The sequence below is a fragment of the Microbacterium sp. NPDC090007 genome, from assembly GCF_044748345.1.
In the GTDB taxonomy this organism is placed as follows: domain Bacteria; phylum Actinomycetota; class Actinomycetes; order Actinomycetales; family Microbacteriaceae; genus Microbacterium.
The window spans coordinates 319,992-340,771 of record NZ_JBIVFV010000002.1 but is presented as its reverse complement, the minus strand read 5'-3'; the positions used below and the strand labels follow the sequence as shown (position 1 = coordinate 340,771).

General features: G+C 71.4%; 16 protein-coding genes. 15 read left to right on the top strand and 1 reads right to left on the bottom strand.

The genetic code is table 11. From position 1 onward, the window contains the following. The first annotated feature begins 209 nt into the window (after positions 1-209). From ACIPVB_RS10120 to ACIPVB_RS10065, 12 genes are all read left to right on the top strand, one after another. Positions 210-743: a hypothetical protein gene (locus ACIPVB_RS10120; protein ID WP_400368628.1), complete on the top strand. Its 534-nt coding sequence runs from the start codon at positions 210-212 to the stop codon at positions 741-743. Positions 744-779: 36 nt separating this feature from the next. Beyond that, positions 780-2,462 carry a PASTA domain-containing protein gene (locus ACIPVB_RS10115; protein WP_400368626.1) on the top strand — a complete coding sequence of 561 codons (1,683 nt, stop codon included), beginning with the start codon at positions 780-782 and terminating at the stop codon, positions 2,460-2,462. 179 nt (positions 2,463-2,641) lie between these two features. Beyond that, the gene (pstC, locus tag ACIPVB_RS10110) at positions 2,642-3,691 is read left to right on the top strand and encodes a phosphate ABC transporter permease subunit PstC (protein WP_400368625.1); all 1,050 of its coding nucleotides are present in this window, start codon (positions 2,642-2,644) and stop codon (positions 3,689-3,691) included. Position 3,692: 1 nt separating this feature from the next. Next, complete coding sequence (gene pstA / locus ACIPVB_RS10105; protein WP_400368623.1) at positions 3,693-5,123, top strand: phosphate ABC transporter permease PstA; 1,431 nt, start codon at positions 3,693-3,695, stop codon at positions 5,121-5,123. Beyond that, complete coding sequence (gene pstS, locus ACIPVB_RS10100) at positions 5,120-6,739, top strand: phosphate ABC transporter substrate-binding protein PstS (RefSeq protein ID WP_400368622.1); 1,620 nt, start codon at positions 5,120-5,122, stop codon at positions 6,737-6,739. Before pstA ends, pstS begins: the two co-directional genes overlap by 4 nt. A gap of 193 nt (positions 6,740-6,932) precedes the next feature. Beyond that, positions 6,933-9,485, top strand: coding sequence for a hypothetical protein (locus ACIPVB_RS10095; protein WP_400368621.1), 2,553 nt, complete (start codon positions 6,933-6,935; stop codon positions 9,483-9,485). A gap of 72 nt (positions 9,486-9,557) precedes the next feature. Then, the gene (locus ACIPVB_RS10090) at positions 9,558-10,679 is read left to right on the top strand and encodes a substrate-binding domain-containing protein (protein WP_400368619.1); all 1,122 of its coding nucleotides are present in this window, start codon (positions 9,558-9,560) and stop codon (positions 10,677-10,679) included. A gap of 29 nt (positions 10,680-10,708) precedes the next feature. Beyond that, positions 10,709-11,767, top strand: a complete 1,059-nt coding sequence (locus tag ACIPVB_RS10085) for a hypothetical protein (protein WP_400368618.1) — start codon at positions 10,709-10,711, stop codon at positions 11,765-11,767. Between the two features lie 122 nt (positions 11,768-11,889). After that, a complete protein-coding gene (locus ACIPVB_RS10080; protein ID WP_400368617.1) occupies positions 11,890-13,002 on the top strand; it encodes a hypothetical protein in 1,113 nt (370 codons plus the stop codon). A 20-nt stretch (positions 13,003-13,022) separates the two neighbouring features. Beyond that, positions 13,023-13,856 carry a hypothetical protein gene (locus ACIPVB_RS10075; protein ID WP_400368616.1) on the top strand — a complete coding sequence of 278 codons (834 nt, stop codon included), beginning with the start codon at positions 13,023-13,025 and terminating at the stop codon, positions 13,854-13,856. Next, the gene (locus ACIPVB_RS10070; RefSeq protein WP_400368614.1) at positions 13,853-14,818 is read left to right on the top strand and encodes a sortase; all 966 of its coding nucleotides are present in this window, start codon (positions 13,853-13,855) and stop codon (positions 14,816-14,818) included. Before ACIPVB_RS10075 ends, ACIPVB_RS10070 begins: the two co-directional genes overlap by 4 nt. Positions 14,819-14,835: 17 nt before the next feature. Further along, the gene (locus ACIPVB_RS10065; protein ID WP_400368613.1) at positions 14,836-15,774 is read left to right on the top strand and encodes a phosphate ABC transporter ATP-binding protein; all 939 of its coding nucleotides are present in this window, start codon (positions 14,836-14,838) and stop codon (positions 15,772-15,774) included. A gap of 168 nt (positions 15,775-15,942) precedes the next feature. Here ACIPVB_RS10065 and ACIPVB_RS10060 read toward each other — a convergent pair whose 3' ends face one another. Further along, entirely contained in the window at positions 15,943-17,343 is a 1,401-nt protein-coding gene (locus ACIPVB_RS10060; RefSeq protein WP_400368612.1) for a threonine/serine exporter ThrE family protein, read from the bottom strand. A 181-nt stretch (positions 17,344-17,524) separates the two neighbouring features. Here ACIPVB_RS10060 and ACIPVB_RS10055 point away from each other — a divergent pair, with 181 nt between their 5' ends. The 3 genes from ACIPVB_RS10055 (at position 17,525) to ACIPVB_RS10045 (ending at position 20,745) form a co-directional block, all read left to right on the top strand. Then, the gene (locus ACIPVB_RS10055; protein ID WP_400368610.1) at positions 17,525-18,811 is read left to right on the top strand and encodes an aspartate kinase; all 1,287 of its coding nucleotides are present in this window, start codon (positions 17,525-17,527) and stop codon (positions 18,809-18,811) included. Between the two features lie 109 nt (positions 18,812-18,920). Then, positions 18,921-19,478: a DM13 domain-containing protein gene (locus tag ACIPVB_RS10050; protein WP_400368608.1), complete on the top strand. Its 558-nt coding sequence runs from the start codon at positions 18,921-18,923 to the stop codon at positions 19,476-19,478. A 196-nt stretch (positions 19,479-19,674) separates the two neighbouring features. After that, positions 19,675-20,745, top strand: a complete 1,071-nt coding sequence (locus ACIPVB_RS10045; RefSeq protein ID WP_400368607.1) for an aspartate-semialdehyde dehydrogenase — start codon at positions 19,675-19,677, stop codon at positions 20,743-20,745. Positions 20,746-20,780 lie beyond the last annotated feature (35 nt).

Sequence of the window (20,780 nt, the reverse complement as noted above, 5' to 3'; positions counted from 1 at the left end):
GACGCGCCCGGCGTGCGCCGCGCACTTCCGGGCGAAGCATCGGGTGAGCAGATCGCGAGATCCTCGCGGAGAAGCGTTGAGGGGTGGTGAACCGCCCGTTCACCCGTTGCTCCCGCCGTGTCCACACGGGACCGCCACTTTCATCTCTGCGGAACAGCGCCGGGTGACCCGAAGACCCGGCGCGCAGGTCCGTCAGACAGGGGCCATCCGTGAGCAATCCGCTCTCCGTACGACCGACCGCGCCCGCGCGCGTGGTCTTCGACACCTTCCGGTCGGCGACCGACCCGATGCTGACGTCGTGGCTGGCGTTCCGCGCCCGCATCCTCCCCACTGCCGCGCCCCCGCCGATCCGCTCCGCCGACGGTGCGCCCGGCGCGGGCGTCTACGGGGTCTGGCGCCTGCTCGCGACCAACAACCGGGAACTGGCGCGCGGGACCGCGCTGCACGCGTCGCCCGACCATGCCTGGGCCGACGCCGAGCACCTGCGCGAGCGTGCGGCGGACCTGTCGACCACCACCCTGCGTGGCGATCTGTCGACGCGGCACGGGTGGGCGCTGCGCCTCGACGGCGTCCCCGTTCTCATGTGCTCGCGCTGGTACGAGTCGCCGAGTGAAGCCGCCGCCGCCGCGCGGGCCGCCCGTATGCACCTGGGCCGCGCGGCCATCACCCGAGTGGTGAACATCGGCACGCGGTCCGGCCGACGATACCGGCAGACGCGCGAACCGATGGACCTTCGTGGGTGACACCTCGGCGGTCGGATCGCACCCGGGGACCCCGCCGTGACGAGCAAGAGCACCGACCTGGTCGGTCGACGCTTCCGGGTGCGCGGCCTGCTCGGTTCGGGCGGCACCGCCTCGGTCTACGAGGCGCTCGACGTCGAGGCGGGCGGACTCGTCGCCCTGAAGATGCTGCACCCGCATCTGGCGGCCGCCGCCGGGGCGCGGGCGGCGTTCCTGCGCGAGGCGGAGAGGGCGCGACGCGTCGAGCACCCTGGCATCCCCCGCGTGATCGCGGTCGGCGACGACCCGGACGACGTGATCTGGACGGCGTGGACCTTCGCGCCCGGAACGTCCCTCGCCGAGATCGTCCGGACCGGGGGACCGCTGACACCGGCCCGCGCGGCGCGCGTGACCGAGCTGGTCCTCGATGCCCTGGATGCCGTCCACCGTGCAGGACTCGTGCACCGCGACGTGTCCGCGTCGAACGTCCTGGTGCACCGCGACACCGCGGGAGGGATCTCGGGCGCGAGCGTGATCGACTTCGGACTCGCCGATGTCCCTGGTCGTACGACCCGCGCGGGCGACGTGCTCCTCGGCGACGAGGGGGAGCGGGGGAGGGGGGAGCAGCAGATCGTCGGCAACCCGTCCTACGCCTCGCCCGAGCAGTTGCGCGGCGATCCCGTCGGCGTCGCGGGGGACCTCTACCAGGTGGGCGGCCTGCTGCACACGGCGCTCGTGGGGGAGCCGCCGTTCGTGCGCCCGCGCACCGAGGACACCGTTCGCGCGCACCTCGCTTCGGTGCCCCCGACGGTGTCGGTGCGCGTGCCGGGTGTATCCGCCGCCCTCGACCGCGTGGTCGTGCGCGCCCTGCTGAAGCACCCCGACGACCGTTTCGCGTCCGCCGCCGAGATGCGCGAGGCGCTTGTCGCGGCGACGGCCGGCGTGCCGCGGTCACCGGCACCACCGGTCCGACCGATCGCACCCTCTTCGCCGGCACCGCCCCCGGCCACCCGGGTGCTCGCCGCCCCGGTCGCGCACGAGCCGGTCCGCGCGACGAGGGCCGGGGCATCGCCGGTGCTCTGGGCCCTGCTCGCGGGGGCCGGCGTGCTGGTCGGGGCGCTCGTGTTCGCGCTCGTGCCGCGCGGCGGCCCCGTCGAGGCGCGAGGCGGTGAGGTCGTGCCCACGGCGAGCGCCGCGGCGACCGCGCCCGTCGGGTCGGCCCCGCCGGTCGCCACGGTCGCCCCCGTCGCCGAGGCGCCGCCGATCCGCATCGCCGTCCCCGAGGTGACGGGCCTGAGCCTCGACGAGGCGCGCGCGATCCTCTCCGCCATCGGGCTGGACGCCGCGGCCCCTCCGCTCTCCTCCGACGACCCCCGCCCGGCGGGGACGGTCCTCTCCCTCACCCCCGCCCCGGGCGAACAGGTGCTGCCCGGAACGGTCGTCGCACTGACGGTCGCGAGCGGCTGGACCGCGGTCCCCGACGTCCGCGGTCGCCCTGCCGACGAGGCGCAGTACGCCGTGGCATCCGCGGGTCTCGAGATCGCGCTGCGACGGGTCCCGACGCGGGCCGTGGTGCCCGGAACGGTGATGGATGCCGAACCCGGCGCCGCGACCCGGGTGCAGCGGGGAGCGCGCGTCACGCTCGTCGTCGCCGACGCGGCGTCCGAGCCGTCGTCGACGTCGAGCCCGTCCCCGTCCCCCTCGACCGCGACGCCGATCCCGACGCCCCGGACGTCCCCGTGAGGAACCTCGTCCCGCTCGCATCTCGGCCAAGCGTCCTTCGCCGATCCGTGGCCCGTCGTTCACCTTCGGACTCCACGCTGTCGAGGATCCGGCAGGAACCCGCCGCCGGTCGCTGTTCTCAGGAAGCCAGATGAGACGATCCCCACGTGCGCTCGCGCGCGCCCACCGACGGGAGCCGCATGACCACCGCAGGTCCTGACGAGCTCACCGAACTGCTGCGCGCGGCGGAGCCGGCGACGACTGCTGCGCACTCCACCCCCGCTCCGCGCGAGCTGCGTTCCCGCCCCTCCGGGGGCGATGCGATCTTCCGCGTCACCTGTTACGCCGCGGGCGGTATCACCGTGGCGATCATGCTCGCCGTCGGGTTGTTCCTGGGGCTGCGCAGCAGCGAGGCCCTCGCCGTCGCGGGGCCGTCGTTCTTCTGGACGCAGGAGTGGAACCCCGAGGCGGGTTCGTTCGGCATCGTCGCCGTCCTGTTCGGTACCGTGTCGATCGCCCTGGTGGCGATGGCCTTCTCGGTTCCGCTCGCGTGGGGAACGGCCCTGCTCATCTCCGAGGTCGCCGCTCCGCGGCTGCGTTCCGCCCTCATCACGCTGGTGGACCTGATGGCTGCCGTGCCCAGCGTGGTGTACGGCCTGTGGGGCGTGTTCTTCCTCCAGGCGGCGGTCATCCCGGTCGCCCAGTGGATCTCGTACTACTTCTGGTGGATCCCGATCTTCGCCGTCACCGATCCGGACGGCACGCGGACGACCGCCGCGGGGGAGTTCACCTCGTCGGCCTTCATCGCCGGGATCGTCGTGGCCCTGATGGTGGCGCCGACGCAGACATCGGTGATGCGCGAGGCCTTCTCGCAGGCACCGATCGGGGAGCGCGAGGGCGCGCTCGCTCTCGGATCGACCCGGTGGGGGATGATCCGCACGGTCGTGCTGCCCTTCGGCCGCGGCGGGATCATCGGCGGGACCATGCTCGGCCTCGGCCGTGCGCTCGGCGAGACGATCGCGGTGTACATGATCATCTCGCCCATCTTCACCATCAACTGGGAGGTCCTGAGCAAGGGATCGAACTCGATCTCGGCCCTCATCGCCCTGCGTTACGGCGAATCCAGCCAGTTCGGCCTCTCGGCGCTCATGGCAGCGGGTCTCACCCTGTTCGTCATCACCCTCATCATCAACTTCACCGCCTCGTCCGTCGTGGCCCGATCGCGCTCCGGCGCGCAGAGCGAGGGATGACATGACCCTGGATGCCACCCTCGCCCCCACCCGGACGGGCGAACGCGACGACGTCACCCGCGTCATCGCCACCGCGTCAGTCCCGCCGCCCCGTCGGGGCCGTACCGTTCTGCCCGATCCGGGGACGGAGCCGATCGGACCCCGACGCCGCGTCCGCGGGACGCCCGCTGAAGAACGGTTCGACCTGGCCGGCGCCCTGTGCGCCGCCCTGGCCGTGGCGACGCTGCTCTTCGGCTGGCTGACGCCGATGACCGGGGGCATCGGGTGGGCCGTCGTCGCCTACCTCGCCTTCATCGCGATCTACGCCCTGCTCATCATCCTGCGCGCCGATCGTCGCGAGGTCGCCGACCGCGTCATGACGGTGCTGCTGTACAGCGCGGGTGCTCTGCTGCTAGCCGCCCTGGTGTTCGTCGTCGCGTTCACCCTCGTCCGCGGGTTCGACGCCGTCACCCATCTGAACTTCTTCGTCGAGACGATGAAGTTCGCCGGTCCCCTCGACCCCCTCACGACCGGTGGCATCGCCCACGCCATCGTCGGCACGCTCATCCAGATCTCGATCGCCCTCGCGATCGCGGTGCCCCTCGGCATCGCCACCGCGGTGTTCATGAACGAGATCGGCGGTCGATTCGCCCGGTTCGTGCGCACGATCTCGGATGCCATGACGGCGCTGCCGTCGATCGTGGCGGGCCTGTTCATCTACGCCGCCGTCATCACCCTGGTGACCCAGGAGCGGTCGGGCTTCGCGGCATCCCTCGCCATCACCGTGATGATGCTGCCGATCATCATCCGGGCATCGGACGTCGTGCTGAGGCTCGTGCCGGGGAACCTGCGCGAGGCCTCGTATGCGCTCGGTGCCTCGCGGTGGCGGACGGTGTGGACGGTCGTGCTGCCGACCTCTCGCTCGGGGTTGGCCACCGCGGTCATCCTCGGGACGGCGCGCGGCGTGGGCGAGACCTCCCCGGTCCTGCTGACCTCGGGCGTGACCGCCGTGATGAACACCAATCCGTTTCAGGGAGCGATGATCTCGCTGCCTCTACAGGTGTTCGACATGGTCAAATCGCCCGAGCCCACGATGATCGCCCGCGGCTTCGGCGCCGCCGCGACCTTGATCGTGCTCGTGCTCGTGCTCTTCATCGTCGCGCGCGCCATCGGCGGCAAGGGCCCCGGCCAGTTGAGCCCGCGGCGTCGCCGCGCCCGGGCCGCCGCCTCGCTCGACGACCTGGCGCGCATCGAACGTCGTGCGGACCGCACTGCGGCGACGATCCACGGCGTCCCGGCCACCGACGTCGCGGCTGAATCACCCGCGGCGTCGTCGCGGCACGCCGACGACGCCGGCGCGCCGGCACCGGCATCCCCTCCCGAAACAGACGTCGACGCCTCCCCCCGCCGCGTTCCCCCCTCCCACCCGAGCCCCGCCCAGGAGAACCCGTGATCCCCCGCCGTATCCGCCTCGTCGCGACCGCCCTTGCGGCACTGCTGGTCGCCGGCGCCGTCGGTGCCGCCGGCGCACCGCCCGCCGCCGTGGCCGCCGAGGCGCCCTACGCCAACATCTCGGGCTCCGGCTCGACGTGGTCGCAGAACGCCCTGGACCAGTGGCGCCGAAACGTGCAGTCGAATTACGGCATGACCGTGGACTACCGGGGTCTGGGTTCGACGGCCGGGCGCAACGACTTCATCAACCGTACGGTCGACTTCGCCATCAGCGAGATCCCCTTCCAGCTGCAGCCCACCGAGAAGGGCGCGCAGCCCGAGAAGCCCCCGGCCGGTGGCTACGCCTACATGCCGATCGTCGCGGGTGGCACCTCGTTCATGTACAACCTGAAGATCGGCGGCAAGCGGGTCACGAACCTCCGTCTGGCGGGCGCCACGGTCGCCAGGATCTTCGCGGGTCAGATCACCAACTGGAACGACCCGGCGATTCAGGCAGACAACCCCGGCCTGGCCATGCCCGACAAGCAGATCCAGCGCGTCGCCCGCTCGGACGGCTCGGGGTCGACGGCCCAGTTCACGATGTGGATGAGCAAGCAGCATCCCGACATCTGGACGACCGGCATGACCTCGCAGTTCCCCGACGACGTCGGTGCGACGCTGCAGAGCGGATCGCTCGGCGTCGCCGCCTACGTCGGGCAGAACTACGGCGAGGGTGCGATCACGTACGTCGAGTACTCGTACGCACTGAAGTCCGGCTTCCCGGTCGCGAAGGTGCTCAACGCCGCGGGGTACTACATCGAGCCGACGGCGTCCTCAGTCGCCGTCGCGATGCTCAAGGCGCAGATCAACACCAACGCATCGTCGGCGGACTACCTCACCCAGATCCTCGACGGCGTCTACAACAACGCCGACCCCCGTACGTATCCGCTGTCGAGCTACTCCTACATGATCGTGCCCACGCAAGAGGGTGGGACGTTCAACGCCGACAAGGGTCGCACGCTCGGCGCCTTCGCCAAGTACGTCCTGTGCGAGGGTCAGCAACAGGCGGAGCAGCTCGGGTACTCCCCGCTGCCGATGAACCTGGTCCAGGCGGGAGCCGAGCAGATCACGCGCATCCCGGGGGCGAAGAGCGAGACCGTCGACATCAACTCGTGCAACAACCCCACCTTCCAGCCCGGCGATTCGCTCGACGACAACCGTCTGGCGCAGACGGCTCCCCAGCCGGCCGACTGCGACAAGCAGGGCCCGAACCAGTGCGTCAGCGGAACGGCCGGTGCCGCCGGGACCGACACCGACGTGACCGGATCGGGTGACGGCGGCTCCGCGGCCGGTGCGGCGGCATCCACCTCGACGGCGGCCGCCGCCGGCGCGGCCGCGGCCACCGCCGCCGACCCGGCGGCCGCGTCCGCGGAGGCGGAGTACGACGCGAACGGCAACCTGCTGTCGGGAGCGGCTGCCGGTGGCGGCCGGGCCGCGGCATCCGCGCCGTTCTCGATCCCCGACCCGGTGCCGGGAGCCCCCGCGGTGCTCATGGCCGTCGCCGCCGTTCTGCTGGCCGGTGCGATCGTGGTGCCGCCGCTGCTCATGCGACGCCCCCACCGGTCCGCCGGACGCTGAGCCCGTCCGACCACGCCTGTTCCGGCAGGCGTCGTCGGCGCGCCAGAAAATGCCCTTGAACAGCGTTTCTTCAAGAAAATCCCTCCGCAACACCCGCGCGAGACGTCGTTGACGGCTCGTTCATCCATCCGTCATGACCCGCCCATAATTTCGACCCGTCGACAGGCCCTGTCGACTCAGAACAGGGGACACCGTGCGTCTTCGAGCACCTCTTCACCCCCGCCGTGGCCTGCTCTCGGTCCTGGCCGGCGCGGCCGTCGCCGGCATCGTCTTCACCGCGATGTCCGGGGGCGCGCTCCCGGCCCCCGCCGCGTCCGCCGACGACGGCGCCGATCTGGGGGCGACCACCGTCACGGCGGCGTCCTACGACCCCGACGCCGCGAACGCCCCCTTCCCCCAGCTCGAGGTCACGGTCTCGCAGACCCGTGGTCTCGGCGCCCAGGGCATCACCGTCTCGTGGAAGAACGCGGCACGGTCGACGCCGCCGAGCCAGCAGACGGGCGGCGAGAACTTCCTGCAGATCATGCAGTGCTGGGGCGACGACCCGATGGACACCGGCCGCCCCGACCGCACGACCTGCCAGTACGGCGCGAGCGGCACGTTCGGCGGAGGGCGCGTCAGTTCGCGCGAGTGGGGATACGAGATCCCCCCGCAGGACCAGGAGTACACGGTCATGGGGACGGGGGTCACCGAGCCGAGTGAGACGGCCATCCCCTTCAAATCCTCCACCGTGCGCGACGGCGAGAACGAGCGGGTCGACCGCATCGTGAACGGCAGGTTCGTCGACGGACCCCGCGTCCCCGTCAACCAGAACCCGTTCTTCTCGCAGTACACCTCGAACGAGGTGTCGTGGGCGGGCTCCGGGTCCGACGGCACGGGCACCGCGAAGTTCGAGGTGCAGACGGCGGTGCAGTCCCGTGGACTCGGCTGCGGCCGGCCCGTCGGCGCGGCGGACGGCACACCGCGCGGTCAGTCCTGCTGGCTGGTGATCATCCCGCGCGGTACGGCCGACAACGGCTCCTCGTCCATCAATCAGTCCGGCCTGTTCTGGGACAGCTGGAAGCATCACCTCGCCGTGAAGCTCGACTTCCGCCCCCTCGGCACCACCTGCGGCATCGGCGCCGCGGAACGTCAGGTCGTGGGCAGCGAACTGCTCTCGTCGGCCCTCTCGTCGTGGCAGCCGGCCCTGTGCGCCAACGGCGGCGACATCTACAACATGATCACGAGCAACGAGGCCGATGCGACGGTCGCCGCCAACCTCGCGACCACGTCGGCGCCGCTCGCCCTGACCTCGCGCCCCTACGCGGGCGAGGGTGCCGACGACCTGATCTACGCCCCCGTGGGCCTGTCGGCCGTGACCGTCGCGTTCGCCATCGATCGCTTTCCCGGTTCCGCGGCGACGGACGACGAGAAGGCACGCGCGGGCCTGCCGTTCACCTCCATGAACCTCACCCCCCGCCTCATCGCGAAGCTCCTCACCTCCTCCTACGTCGACTCCCTACCGACCGAGACCGATCGCGGCCATCTCGGCACGAACCCGCGCAACCTGCTCTTCGACGAGGACTTCCTCGCGATCAACGACCCTGAGTGGCGTCACCAGTCCATCGCCGGCGTCGGCGTGTCCGACATGCTCGTGACGCAGGGCCGCTCCGACGTCGCTTCGACCGTCTGGAACTACGTCCTCGCCGACCCCGAGGCGCGGGCTTTCCTGAACGGCGAACCCGACCCGTGGGGCACCCGGGTCAACAAGTACAGCTCCACCAACGCCGAGGTGAACCCGAACGGGGCGCTGCAGCTGCCCATCGACACCTTCCCCAAGGCCGACCCCACCAAGCGCGAGGCCGTCAAGGGCGGCGCGGGCGAGCTCAACGTCATCGGCTGGCGTCCCTACACGAACGACCTCGACACCTCGGGCTACCTCACGCTCCGCGGCGACGCGCAGATCTCGGGATCGTGGGATCAGCTCGGCAACCCGCCGCGGTACATCAAGGAACCGCGGAGCCTGCAGGGCTCCCAAGCGGTGATCGGGCTCACCGACAGCGCGGCATCCGAGAAGTATCAGATCATCTCGGCGCATCTGAAGAACCCGGCCGGGGAGTTCACCGCGGTGTCGACGGATTCGATGCTCGCCGCCGCCTCGGCCATGGTGTCGCCCACGCCGCAGACGCAGACCGTGAGCTTCGACTTCGGCTCCGATTCCGCCCGCAGCGCCACGGCGGCCTATCCGTTGACGCTTGCGGTCTACGCGGCGGCGAACCCCTACATGACGGATGCCAAGGCGCGCTCGAGCTACGCCACGTTCATCCGCTACGCGTCCGGCTACGGTCAGCAGCCGGGGTCCGGTGTCGGCCAGCTGCCCGTGGGGTACGCCCCGATCCCCGACGCCTGGCGCCAACAGGCGGTGGTGGCCGCCAACGTGATCCAGGGCGGTCTGACCCGCTCGAGTGCACCCGCGCCGACCACGGCGCCGACCGCCTCGGGTCCCCTCGCCTCGGGCGCCCTGCCCGCCGCGGCCGGTGCCGCGTCTGCGCCCGGCTCCGCGGCCGTCGCGGGGGCGGGGGCCGCGCCCAGCGCCACCGATCCGGTCGCCTCGGGTGCGGTGGCGGGCGCCCTCGCCGGGGCGCAGACCCCCGCCGACCCCGGCGTGGGCGGCCTGCCCGCCGTCCTGCCCGCCAGCCTGCTGGCCGGGGCGCTCGCCGCCGGCGTCGTCTTCCTCATCCCCAGACTTCCGCGTCGCCTCGATTGACGCGGACTCGCTCCTCTCCTTCCGCGCATCACCCGAAATCACACTCATCCACCTCTTCCAGATTGGTTACCCGTGAAGATCAAGAAGATCGCCGCCCTCGGTGCGGCCGTCGGCCTCCTGCTGTCGGGCGTCAGCATCGCCTCGACCGCGTCGGCCGAACCGGTGTCGAACAGCTACGTGGCTGTCGGCTCCGACACTCTCCAGGACGCCATGAACGCCCTCACCAACGGCTCCAGCGCGTCCGGCTCCTACGTCCGCGTCCTCGCCGACGGCAAGTCCATCGGCAACTTCGACGCGTTCGGTTCGGCAGCCATCCAGGCCAAGTCGAACGGTCCCTTCTTCGCCCGCCCCAACGGCTCCAGCGCCGGTCGCGACGCCCTGCGCCGCTCGATCGACGGGGGCAACTGGTCGGTCAGCGGCAACGTCACCCCGGCTCGCAGCATCACCGGCCAGGTCGACATCGCCCGCACTTCCGGCGGCCCGGGCTCCTCCGCGAACGCCGACGGGCGCCTGCTGTACGTCCCCTTCGCCCGTGACGCGGTCGCCTACGCCTACAAGGGCGGGACCGCCGCGTGGGCGACGCTCACCGCATCGCAGCTCAAGGGCATCTACGAGGGCACCATCACCGCGATCGACGGCGTGACGGTCAAGCCGCGCCTGCCCCAGACGTCGTCGGGCACCCGCTCGTTCTTCTTGAACGCCATCCAGGTGACCACGCCCTCGGGCGTCGCGGACGCCACCAACACCACCGTTCCCGAGAATGACGCCACCGTGCTCGGAGACGGCGAGATCATCCCGTTCTCGGCCGGCAGCTGGATCGCCCAGGCCAACAACGTCGCCGGTGTCAACACCGTCGGCGCCGCCCCGACCGTGCAGCTGGGTTCGCCCGTCGCCGGTGCCGCGCCCTTCACGGGCACGGCCCCCTCGCTCGTCGCCAACGCGAGCTACTACTCCAACACGACCTTCGGTCGTGACACCTACCTGATCGTCGAGCGTGCCCGCGTGCAGTCGACGTTCACCTACACCGGTGCCGCCGCGTACGACCCGGTTCTCGCGAACCTCGTCAACTCCTCGTCGCTCACCAGCCTGACCAACTTCGGCAACTCGCCCCTGGCGCCCGGATCGGTCAAGCGCAAGTTCGGTTTCCTCGCCCCTTCCTCGACCACCCCCATCGCGGCCTACGCCCAGGGCTGATCGAGAAAATCGAAAAGGTAGACACTCCGATGTTCCGCACTTCCGCCCTCAAGGCCGCCGCCGCGGCCGCTCTTGCCCTCGTGCTCGTCGGCACGGGCGTCACGGCCGCCCAGGCCGCCAACACCCCCGCCGGCTCGACCGAGCCGTTCTACATCTTCGACGCCACGACCGAGAACCTGGTCGCCGACGGCGAGGCCATCGCGTTCGACCAGCTCGTCGCCGGGTACCCGGTCGCCGAGGGCTTCTCGAACTACGACCAGATGTTCACCGGCCCCGACAAGGCCACCGGTGTCTTCGTCTTCGTCTCGCCCCGCGGGGGCGAGCGCGACACCTCGAAGTGGCTCGGCAGCCAGATGAACGCCTTCAACGACCCTGCCAAGAAGACGGTCCTCACCCCGGCCCTGCTGCTGAACAACCTGGCCGGCGCCAACTACGCCTCGGTCAAGGCCAACGGCGGCGACTTCTCGGCCGGTCTGGCCTTCACCTCCAGCAACGGTGTCATCGTCGAGGACGCGTCCTTCGCGTACATCACGGTCAAGCCGGGCGGTTCGTGGAGCTACACCGCGACGGTCCCCGCCGGTGGCGGCACCACGCCTCCGGCCGGTGGCACCGCGGGCGACATCTCGCTGCAGGCGACCACCGTCGCTCCTCAGGACGGTTCGCTGTCGCTCTCGGTGCCCGCGGGCGCCACGGCCACGTTCGGTCAGGCCCAGCTGATCAACAACAAGTCGACCTCGACCGCGAGCCTGCCCGAGGTCACCGTGACCGACGACCGCGTCGTCAGCAAAAAGGGCTGGACGCTGACGCAGACGGTCGCCGCGTTCACCAGCGACGCCGCCACCTTCAGCTCCGCCAACCTCGGCGTCGGTCCCAAGGTCAACCCGACCGGGACCACGTCAACCGGTGTCGTCCCGGCGACGGCGCAGACCGCCGGTGCGGCGGTCTACCCCTCGACCTTCGCCAGTGCGGCGGCGGGTTCGGGTGTCGGGGTGACCAAGCTCGGTGCGGATCTGACCCTCGTGGCGCCGTCGGACGCTCCGGCCGGCACCTACACCTCGAAGATGACGCTCACGCTCGTCTCGAAGTGATCGCACGCGAGGGGCGGCGCCGTCGGCGCCGCCCCTCGTCCGCGTCGGACAGCCCGTTCGGCGTTCAGCCCTCGTTCATGCCGCGGATCGATCGCGGCAAGCATCCTCTGCGGAGATATATCGTGCTTTCCTCCCCTGCCCCCCGCCGCCCGAAGGCGTGGGGGCTCCGCTCGGTCGCGCTCGCCCTGGTGGGCGTCGCCGCGATCTCCGCCGCCCTCTCCGCGGCCCGTCCCGCCCACGCCGAGGACGCCCCCGCCGCCGACACGATCGGCGTCTCCGCGGCGCCGCTGTCGGCCGACGGCACCTCGCCCCGGTCGCGCTTCAGCTACCAGATGAGCCCCGGCCAGAGCATCGACGACACCTACGTGGTCACCAACGCCGGTTCGACCGCGCAGACCTACACCGTGTTCGCCACCGATGCGTTCAACACCGACGAGGGCGGCTACGGTCTGCTCGAGACCGGTGTCACTCCCACGGACGCCGGCGCCTGGGTCGACTTCGGCGGGCAGCCGAGCGTCTCGGTCGCCCTTGAACCGGGCGCATCGACGGAGGTGCCGTTCCACCTCGTCGTGCCCGCCGACGCGGGACCGGGAGACCACGCCGCCGGTCTGGTCGTGTCCGCCCTCGCGGACGACGGCCAGGTGCTGGTCGATCGCCGGGTGGGAACGCGTCTGTACGTGCGTGTTCCCGGCGACCTGCAGCCGATCATGTCGATCGACGGAATGTCCGCGTCGTATGCGCCGAGCCTGAATCCCCTCAACGGCGAGACGACTGTGACCTTCACGGTGCGAAACGCGGGCAACGTCGCCCTGTCCGGACGCCTCAAGGCCGAGGTGCGCGGGGTATTCGGTGTCGGCGTCTCGGGTGTCGTGGAATCCGACGTCGACGAGATGCTGCCCGGCAGCACGCGCACGGTCACCACGACCCTCTCGGGCGTGGGGCAGTGGATCTACCTCGCGCCGTCGGTGACGCTGTACCCCTCGGTCGACGACCAGGCACTCAACCCGGGACCGCTGCGCAGCGTGTCGCGCGACACCGTCCTGTTCGTCGTCCCGTGGGCGCTGCTGCTCGTCGTGCTCCTCGGCGCGCTGATGTGGGGGTGGCTGCGTCTGCGCCGTCGCATCGACGCGCGCCGCGCCCGGGCCTGGGTCGAGTACACCGAGGCCGAAGCCCGCCGCAAGGCCGAGTCCGCGCGCGAGACCGTGGCGACCGGTGCCCCGGGCGGTACGCCGTGAGGCGGGTTCTGCGGGCATGGATGCCACGACTGTCCGCCGTCGCGCTGATCACCGCCGCGGCGGTGCTGGCTCCCGCGACCCTGCCGAGCGCCGGCGCCTCGCCCGCGCGCGCCGCGTCGGGGGTGACGTGCCCCACGGCGGCGCCGTCCGCGGCGGCGACCGGGGCCGTGGACATGTCGGCGACGGTGATCGGTCCGCCCAGCTCGCAGTCCTCGCCGTGCCGTGCCGCCTCGGCGGGTGCGAGCGGCGCCGGAGCGCCGGCGAAGGGCGCCGCCGGGGGGACGGGCGTGCGGGCGGGGTCCGGTGCGGGCACCGCTCCCGCGGGTTCCGGCTCCGAGACGGTGTCGATCGTCTCACCGTCGCCGTCGCCCGCTCCGGGTGCCGTCGATCTGGGCGGTGTCGTGCACGTGGGCGGTCTGCTCAGCAACGTCCGCATCTCGCCCAACCCCTTCGGCGGGTCCGCTGCGCTGTCGTTCACGGTGCGGAACGTCTCAACCTCGACGTTCGATGCGACGGCGGACTTCTGGATGGAGGGCCCGCTGGGCAACCGCGTCGCGCAGATCGACGCGGTGGCGGTGTCGCAGCTGAGAGCGGGCGAGAGCCGCGTCGTCTCCGCGGAGCTGGGTGGCGTCGGGCAGTGGACCGTGCTGACCGCTCACGCGACCTTCCGCCCGCCCGCCGAGGTCGAGGGCACGCAGCTCAGCCCGCTGACGCGCGACGTCACGGTCTTCGTCTTCCCCTGGCTGGTGGTCGCCGGGCTGCTGCTGGCCGGTATCGCCTTCGCCGTGGTGCAGCTGTGGCGATCGCGTCGGGATGCCGAGGCCGACGACCTCGCGATCGGGGTGCCCGCGTGAGCGTCATCGATGAATCGGTCCTCCCCGTCGAGCCCCCGGTGAGACGCGGCCGTCCGCCGCGCGTGCCGCGCCCGCCGCGCCGGCCCCCGGTGGCGCCGCGCGGGCCGGTCGTCCTGAGTTCGGGTGAGGCCCTCGCGCGCAGCATCGTCGCGACGCTGCTGCTGCTGGTGATGATGTTCGTGGGGAACGTCACCGTCTTCAGCCACCTGCAGCACCTCGCGTCGCAGCAGCGTCTCGAGGACGATCTGCGGGCGCAGCTCGCCGCCGGCACCGCCCCGGTCGGCGAGGGCACGTTCGAGGACGTTCTCCTGGCCGACGGGGCACCGGTCGCGATCATGGACATCCCGCGTCTGCGGTTCCACGAGGTCGTGGTCGAGGGCACGTCCTCGGCGCAGACGGCCCTCGGCGTCGGGCACCGCCGAGACAGCGTCCTGCCCGGGCAGGCCGGCGTGAGTGTGCTGATGGGGCGGGCGGGGGCGTTCGGAGGGCCGTTCTCGGCGATCTCGGCGCTCGAGCCGGGTGATGAGATCACGGTGCGCACGGGCCAGGGGTTGCAGCTGTTCGAGGTGATGGGCCTGCGCTACGCCGGCGATCCGACGCCGCCGAATCTGGTGCGCGGCGAGAGCCGGCTCATCCTCCAGACCGCCCGCGGGGTGCCGTACATCCCGACCGGCATCGCCTACGTGGACGCCCGCCTGGTCTCCGAGACGCAAGCCGCCGGTGCACGTCTGACGACCACCACGACTCTCGATCCGGCGCACCGGGCCATGGCGACGGACGTGCGCACGGTGTGGGCGCTGGTCTTCGCCGTGCAGTTCCTCATCGCCGTCGAGATCGCGGCCGTGTGGTCCTTCCGCCGGTTCGGTGCACAGAAGACGTGGATCGTCTTCCTTCCCGTCGCCGCCCTCGCCGGCTTCTTCGTCGCGGACCAGCTCACGCGACTGCTCCCCAACCTTCTCTGACCCTCGAGGATCGCGACATGTCCGACGACACCACCACCGTTCTCCCCGCCGCCGGCGACGCCCAGGGCCGCCGCGCCCGACGCGAGCCCGCACCCGCGACCCCCGTCTTCCCGGCTCCCCTCGAGGGTGATCTGACAGTGCCGGCGCTCCCGCGCGACCCGTTCCCCGACCTACCGCCCGACCTCGCGACCCTCGATGCCCGCGGGATCACCGCCTGGTTCGGTGATCACCAGGTCCTCGACCGGGTGTCGCTGACCATGCCCGCCGGACAGGTGACGGCACTGATCGGGCCGTCGGGGTGCGGCAAGTCCACCTTCTTGCGCATCCTGAACCGCATGCACGAGCTCGTCCCGTCCGCGTCGCTCGCGGGCGAGGTGCTGCTCGACGGCGTCGACATCTACGACACCGCCCGCAAGCTCACCGACGCGAGGCGCGACATCGGGATGGTCTTCCAGAAGCCCAACCCCTTTCCCGCGATGTCGATCTACGACAACGTCATCGCCGGGCTCCGGCTGACGGGCGTGCGCGCCTCGCGCGACGAGAAGGATCACCTGGTCGAGCGCTCGCTCGCGTCGGCGGGGCTGTGGAAGGAGGTCAAGGATCGTCTGCGCCAGCCCGGCGGCGGTCTGTCGGGTGGTCAGCAGCAGCGCTTGTGCATCGCGCGGTCGCTCGCGGTCAAGCCGAAGGTGCTGCTCATGGACGAGCCGTGCTCGGCTCTGGATCCGACGTCCACGCGAGTGATCGAGGAGACGATGGGGGAACTGCAGAAAGAGGTGACCATCGTCATCGTGACCCACAACATGCAGCAGGCGCAGCGCGTCTCGCAGCAGTGCGCGTTCTTCCTCGCTTCGCAGGGCCAGCCGGGGCACATCGTCGAGCACGGCGACACCGCGGCGATGTTCGACTCGCCGATCGACCCGCGCACGTACGACTACGTCAACGGTCGCTTCGGCTGAGCGGGCGTCGCCTCTGGACCACGGATGCCACGGACCGCCGCCCGCGCGGGGCGGGAGCGGCGGCCCGCATCGCCCCGTCGCTGTCAGCAGCCCTGCACCACGACGGCCCGCATCGTCCTGTCGCGGTCAGCGGCCCCGCGCGCACGGCCGAGCGTCGTCCCGTCGCGGTCAGCCCCGCGCCCGCGCCCGCACGCGGGTCACGCTCGACAGCGTCGCGCGCACCGGCTGGCCGAGGTAGATGCCCAGCGAGGCCCCGACGGCGAGGGCGATGCCGATGGTCGCCGCGCCCGCGAGGGTCGTGACGCCGGTCATGAGCACGGCCGGATCCTCGCCCGACTCGACGATGCCCAGCAGTCCGCGGAACACCGCCGCCCCGGGCACGAGCGGCAGGATCGCCGCAGTGGTGATGGCAACGGACGGCACGTGCAGGCGGTATGCGACGACGATGCCGACGAAGCTGCCGACGAACGCGCCCACGCCGCTCGCCGCCGCGACCTCGAATCCGACACCGGTCGCGGCGAGGTAGCCCGCCCACGCGACCAGGCTGAGCGCCGCGCTCACCATCACGATCCGGGCGCCGGCGCCGTTGAACACCGCCACGGCGATCGCGATGACCGCCGCGCCCACGAACTGCAGGACGACCGGACCGAGGGGGAGGGCGGTGGTCGGCGGCGACATGCCGAGGCCCAGGACACGGACCGTCTCCAGACCCGCCAGGATCCCCAGCACCACGCCCAGGGTCTGCGTCGTGAGCTCCAGGATGCGCCCCGTCGCCGTCAGCGCGAAACCGTCGATGGCATCCTGGGCGGCTCCGACGACGGTGAGTCCCGCGAGCATGAGCACGATCCCGGATGCCACGATCACCGACGGTCTGATCGCGGCGGCCGCGTCGATCCCGGTGTAGCGCAGCAGGGGCGACAGTGCCGCGACGACGGTGAGCACGAAGCCGCCGGCGATCTGCGCGAAGAAGTAGGGCACCCGCGCGCGGGCCAGGACGTACTGGGTGCTCGCCGCGAGGGCCGCTGCGATGAACGACAGCACGAGCGCCAGCCAGTTGGCGCCGAACATGATGGCGACGCCGGCGGCGAGCGACGCCTGCGAGACGATCACGATCGCGGGTCGATAGCGGAAGGGCAGGCGGCGGATCGCTCGGCACCGGGTGATCGCCTCGTCGAGACCGAGACCGTCGGCGATCTCGGTCACGAGCGCCTGCAGGCGCTGCAGCTTGGCGTGGTCGGGCACCGATCCGCGCACGACCCGCAGGAGCGTCGTCGGGTGGCTGGCGCCGGGGCGGCTGTGGGCGATCGTGATCGAGTTGTACGTGACGTCCACGTGCACCGGGTCGAGGCCGTAGGCACCGCACACGCGCACGATCGTCAGCGTCACCTCGTTCGCGGGGGCGCCGACGACGAGCATCGTCTCGCCGATGCGGATGGCCAGGTCCAGGATGCGGGTTGCGAGCGCCTCGTCGATCACGGGCAGCAGGGTCGTGTCCGTCGAGGTCGCGGCGTCGTCGGTGTGCACCAGACGGCGCAGGGACGAGAGCCAGTGGCCGGGTGTGAGCGGCATCCGATCGCTCCAGGGGGGTGGGGGGTGGAACGCCTCGATCCTATCGACGGGGGCTGCGCGTCCGCCCGGTGGGTCCGCATGACCAAGCGGTGATGGACGCGCCCCTAGGATGATGCACGGGCGCGGCACGAGCGCCGGCGTCGCGGCATCCCGACGCATGACCCCTCCGGGAGTTCCTTTCATGGCTCTGATCGTCCAGAAGTACGGCGGCTCGTCCGTCGCCGACGCCGAGAGCATCAAGCGGGTCGCCAAGCGCATCGTCGACACCCGTCGCGCCGGCCACGAGGTCGTCGTCGCGGTGAGCGCGATGGGCGACACCACCGACGAGCTGCTCGACCTCGCGAACCAGGTCGCGCCCATCCCCGCCCCGCGCGAGCTCGACATGCTGCTGTCCAGCGGCGAGCGCATCTCGATGGCGCTGCTGGCCATGGCGATACATTCGATGGGCTTCGAGGCGCGCTCGTTCACGGGGAGCCAGGCGGGCATGATCACGGATGCCACCCACGGCGCCGCGCGTATCGTCGACGTCACGCCGGTGCGTCTGCGCGAAGCCCTCGACGAGGGCGCGATCGTCATCGTCGCCGGTTTCCAGGGCTTCAATCGCGACACCCGCGACATCACCACGCTCGGTCGCGGGGGGTCCGACACCACCGCCGTCGCGCTCGCCGCGGCGTTGGACGCCGACGTCTGCGAGATCTACAGCGACGTGGACGGCATCTTCACCGCCGATCCGCGCGTGGTGCCGATGGCGCGCAAGCTCGAGCGCGTCTCGAGCGAAGAGATGCTCGAACTCGCCGCCAACGGCGCGAAGGTGCTCTACATCCGCGCGGTCGAGTACGCGCGGCGCCACGGCGTGCTGATCCACGCCCGGTCCACGTTCAGCTCGGGCGAGGGCACCTGGGTGCTCGACGCCTCGAAGAAGTCCCCGCTCGTCCCCGAGGGAGCCACCATGGAAGAGCCCATCGTCGCCGGCGTCGCCACCGACCTCAGCCAGGCCAAGATCACCGTCATCGGCGTGCCCGACGTCCCCGGCAAGGCCGCCGACATCTTCAAGATCGTCGCCAAGTCCGGCGCCAACGTCGACATGATCGTCCAGAACGTCTCGGCGGCCGCGACCAGCCGGACCGACATCTCGTTCACGTTGCCCAAGACCGATGCCACGACGGCGCTGCGCGCGCTGTCGGGGGAGCAGTCCGAGGTCGGTTTCGAGAGCCTCGTCCACGACGACCAGATCGGCAAGCTGTCGGTGGTCGGTGCCGGCATGCGCACGCACTCGGGCGTCTCAGCGACCCTGTTCGAGGCGCTGAGCCTGGCGGGCGTGAACATCGAGATGATCTCGACGTCCGAGATCCGCATCTCGGTCGTCGTGCGCGGGGTCGACCTGGCCGAGGCCGCTCGTCTCGTGCACACCGCCTACGGTCTCGACGGCGACGCCGAGGCCACGGTCCACGCCGGCACCGGTCGCTGACACCGCCGTTTTCGCAGGCGGTCTCCAGCCGCGCGGCCTACCCTTCGCTCAACGAGCGGAGGTCACGATGACGCGGCAGCAGAGGTCGAGGCGGACCAGAATCGGGTGGATGCTGGGGGCCGGCGCGGCGGCGATCGTCCTCATCGTCGCGGGGCTGCTGTTCCAACCGTGGCTGCTGTTCGTGGACGTCCGCGTCGCCGACGCGATCCCGGCGCCGCAGGGGTCGACCACCGCGACGAGCGCACCCACCGCGACGACCGCGCCGGTCGAGATGGCGGCGATGGCGACCGACGCGGCGACGCCCGCCCCGCCCGCCGGCCCGGTCGATCTTCTTAGCGGCTCCCTGATCAGTCACGAGCACGAGACATCGGGCGCGGTCCGCGTCATCGAGAACCCCGACGGCACCCGTCAGCTGGCCCTGGTCGGGCTGTCGACGTCGAATGGGCCCGACGTGCACGTCTGGCTCAGCGCGGGCCCGGTCGTCGAGGGACGGGACGGGTGGTACACGGCGGCGGATCACGCCCACGTCGACCTGGGTCCGCTGCGGGGCAATCTCGGCGATCAGCTCTACGACATCCCCGCCGACGTCGACCTCTCGGTGTTCCGCACGGTCGATCTGTGGTGCGAACGCTTCGCGGTGTCGTTCGGTGCGGCGGCGCTGAGCTGACGAGGGCCGGCGAGGGGCGACAGGACTTTTCCGGTCCGGGGCGCCCGGCGCCGTGCGAACCGGCGTCGTGCCGGAGCTGCACCGGCAAAGTTCCTGCGTCGGGCCGCCCGCGTCGGCGTCGTCCCCGGCACTCGCGCTACCCTGACCCGAACGCCGCGTTCGCGGCATCCGCCACCCGAACACCCGAGGACCTCGCATGACCCGCATCTCCGATTCCGGAACCTCCCTCGCCGTCGTCGGCGCCACCGGCCAGGTCGGCACCGTCATGCTCGAAATCCTCGCCGAGCGGGCGTTCCCGATCCGCGAGCTGCGCCTGTTCGCCACGGCGCGCTCCGCCGGCTCGACCGTGGAGTTCGCCGGGCGGCCCATCGTCGTCGAGGACGTCGCCACCGCCGACCCCGCGGGTGTCGAGGTCGCACTCTTCTCCGCCGGGGCCACGGGCTCGCGGGCGCACGCTCCCCGCTTCGCCGAAGCCGGCGCCCTCGTCATCGACAACTCCAGCGCCTGGCGGATGGATGCCGAGGTCCCCCTCGTGGTGAGCGAGGTAAACCCCCACGCGATCGATGAGGCCGTCAAGGGCATCGTCGCCAATCCCAACTGCACGACCATGGCGGCCATGCCGGTGCTGAAGGTGCTCGACGCCGAGGCCGGCCTCGAACGACTGATCGTCAGCACCTATCAGGCCGTCTCGGGCTCGGGTCTCGCCGGGGCGCGAGAACTCCTCGGCCAGGTCGAGGGCGTCCTCGCGCAGGGCGACGTCGAGCGGCTCGTGCGTGACGGGTCGGCTCTCGACTTCCCCGCGCCCGAGAAGTACGTCGCCCCGATCGCGTTCGACGTCATCCCGTTCGCCGGCAACCTCGTCGAGGACGGCCTCAACGAGACCGACGAAGAGAAGAAGCTGCGCAACGAGAGCCGAAAGATCCTCGAACTGCCCGAGCTGCGCGTCGCGGGAACGTGCGTGCGCGTCCCCGTCTTCACCGGCCACTCCCTGAGCATCAACGCCGAGTTCGCCCGCGACATCACCCCCGAGCGTGCGCGCGAGCTGCTCGCCGACGCCCCGGGCGTCCGCCTCCAAGAGGTGCCGACGCCTCTTCAGGCCGCCGGGTCCGACCCCAGCTACGTCGGCCGCATCCGCGCCGACCAGTCCGCCCCCGAGGGCAAGGGCCTCGTGCTGTTCATCAGCAACGACAACCTGCGAAAGGGTGCCGCGCTCAACGCCGTGCAGATCGCCGAGCTGGTGGCGCAGCGGCGTCTCGCGACCGCCTGAGGCCACGGCATCCGGGCGTCCTCTGCCAGGTGTCT

What these genes read in the sequence shown, in the direction of transcription:
- pstC (WP_400368625.1), top strand. Translation starts at nt 2,642, where the DNA reads ATGACCACCGCAGGTCCTGACGAGCTCACCGAACTGCTGCGCGCGGCG.
- pstA (WP_400368623.1), top strand. Translation starts at nt 3,693, where the DNA reads ATGACCCTGGATGCCACCCTCGCCCCCACCCGGACGGGCGAACGCGAC.
- ACIPVB_RS10085 (WP_400368618.1), top strand. Translation starts at nt 10,709, where the DNA reads ATGTTCCGCACTTCCGCCCTCAAGGCCGCCGCCGCGGCCGCTCTTGCC.
- ACIPVB_RS10075 (WP_400368616.1), top strand. Translation starts at nt 13,023, where the DNA reads ATGCCACGACTGTCCGCCGTCGCGCTGATCACCGCCGCGGCGGTGCTG.
- ACIPVB_RS10065 (WP_400368613.1), top strand. Translation starts at nt 14,836, where the DNA reads ATGTCCGACGACACCACCACCGTTCTCCCCGCCGCCGGCGACGCCCAG.
- ACIPVB_RS10060 (WP_400368612.1), bottom strand. Translation starts at nt 17,343, where the DNA reads ATGCCGCTCACACCCGGCCACTGGCTCTCGTCCCTGCGCCGTCTGGTG.
- ACIPVB_RS10055 (WP_400368610.1), top strand. Translation starts at nt 17,525, where the DNA reads ATGGCTCTGATCGTCCAGAAGTACGGCGGCTCGTCCGTCGCCGACGCC.
- ACIPVB_RS10050 (WP_400368608.1), top strand. Translation starts at nt 18,921, where the DNA reads ATGCTGGGGGCCGGCGCGGCGGCGATCGTCCTCATCGTCGCGGGGCTG.
- ACIPVB_RS10045 (WP_400368607.1), top strand. Translation starts at nt 19,675, where the DNA reads ATGACCCGCATCTCCGATTCCGGAACCTCCCTCGCCGTCGTCGGCGCC.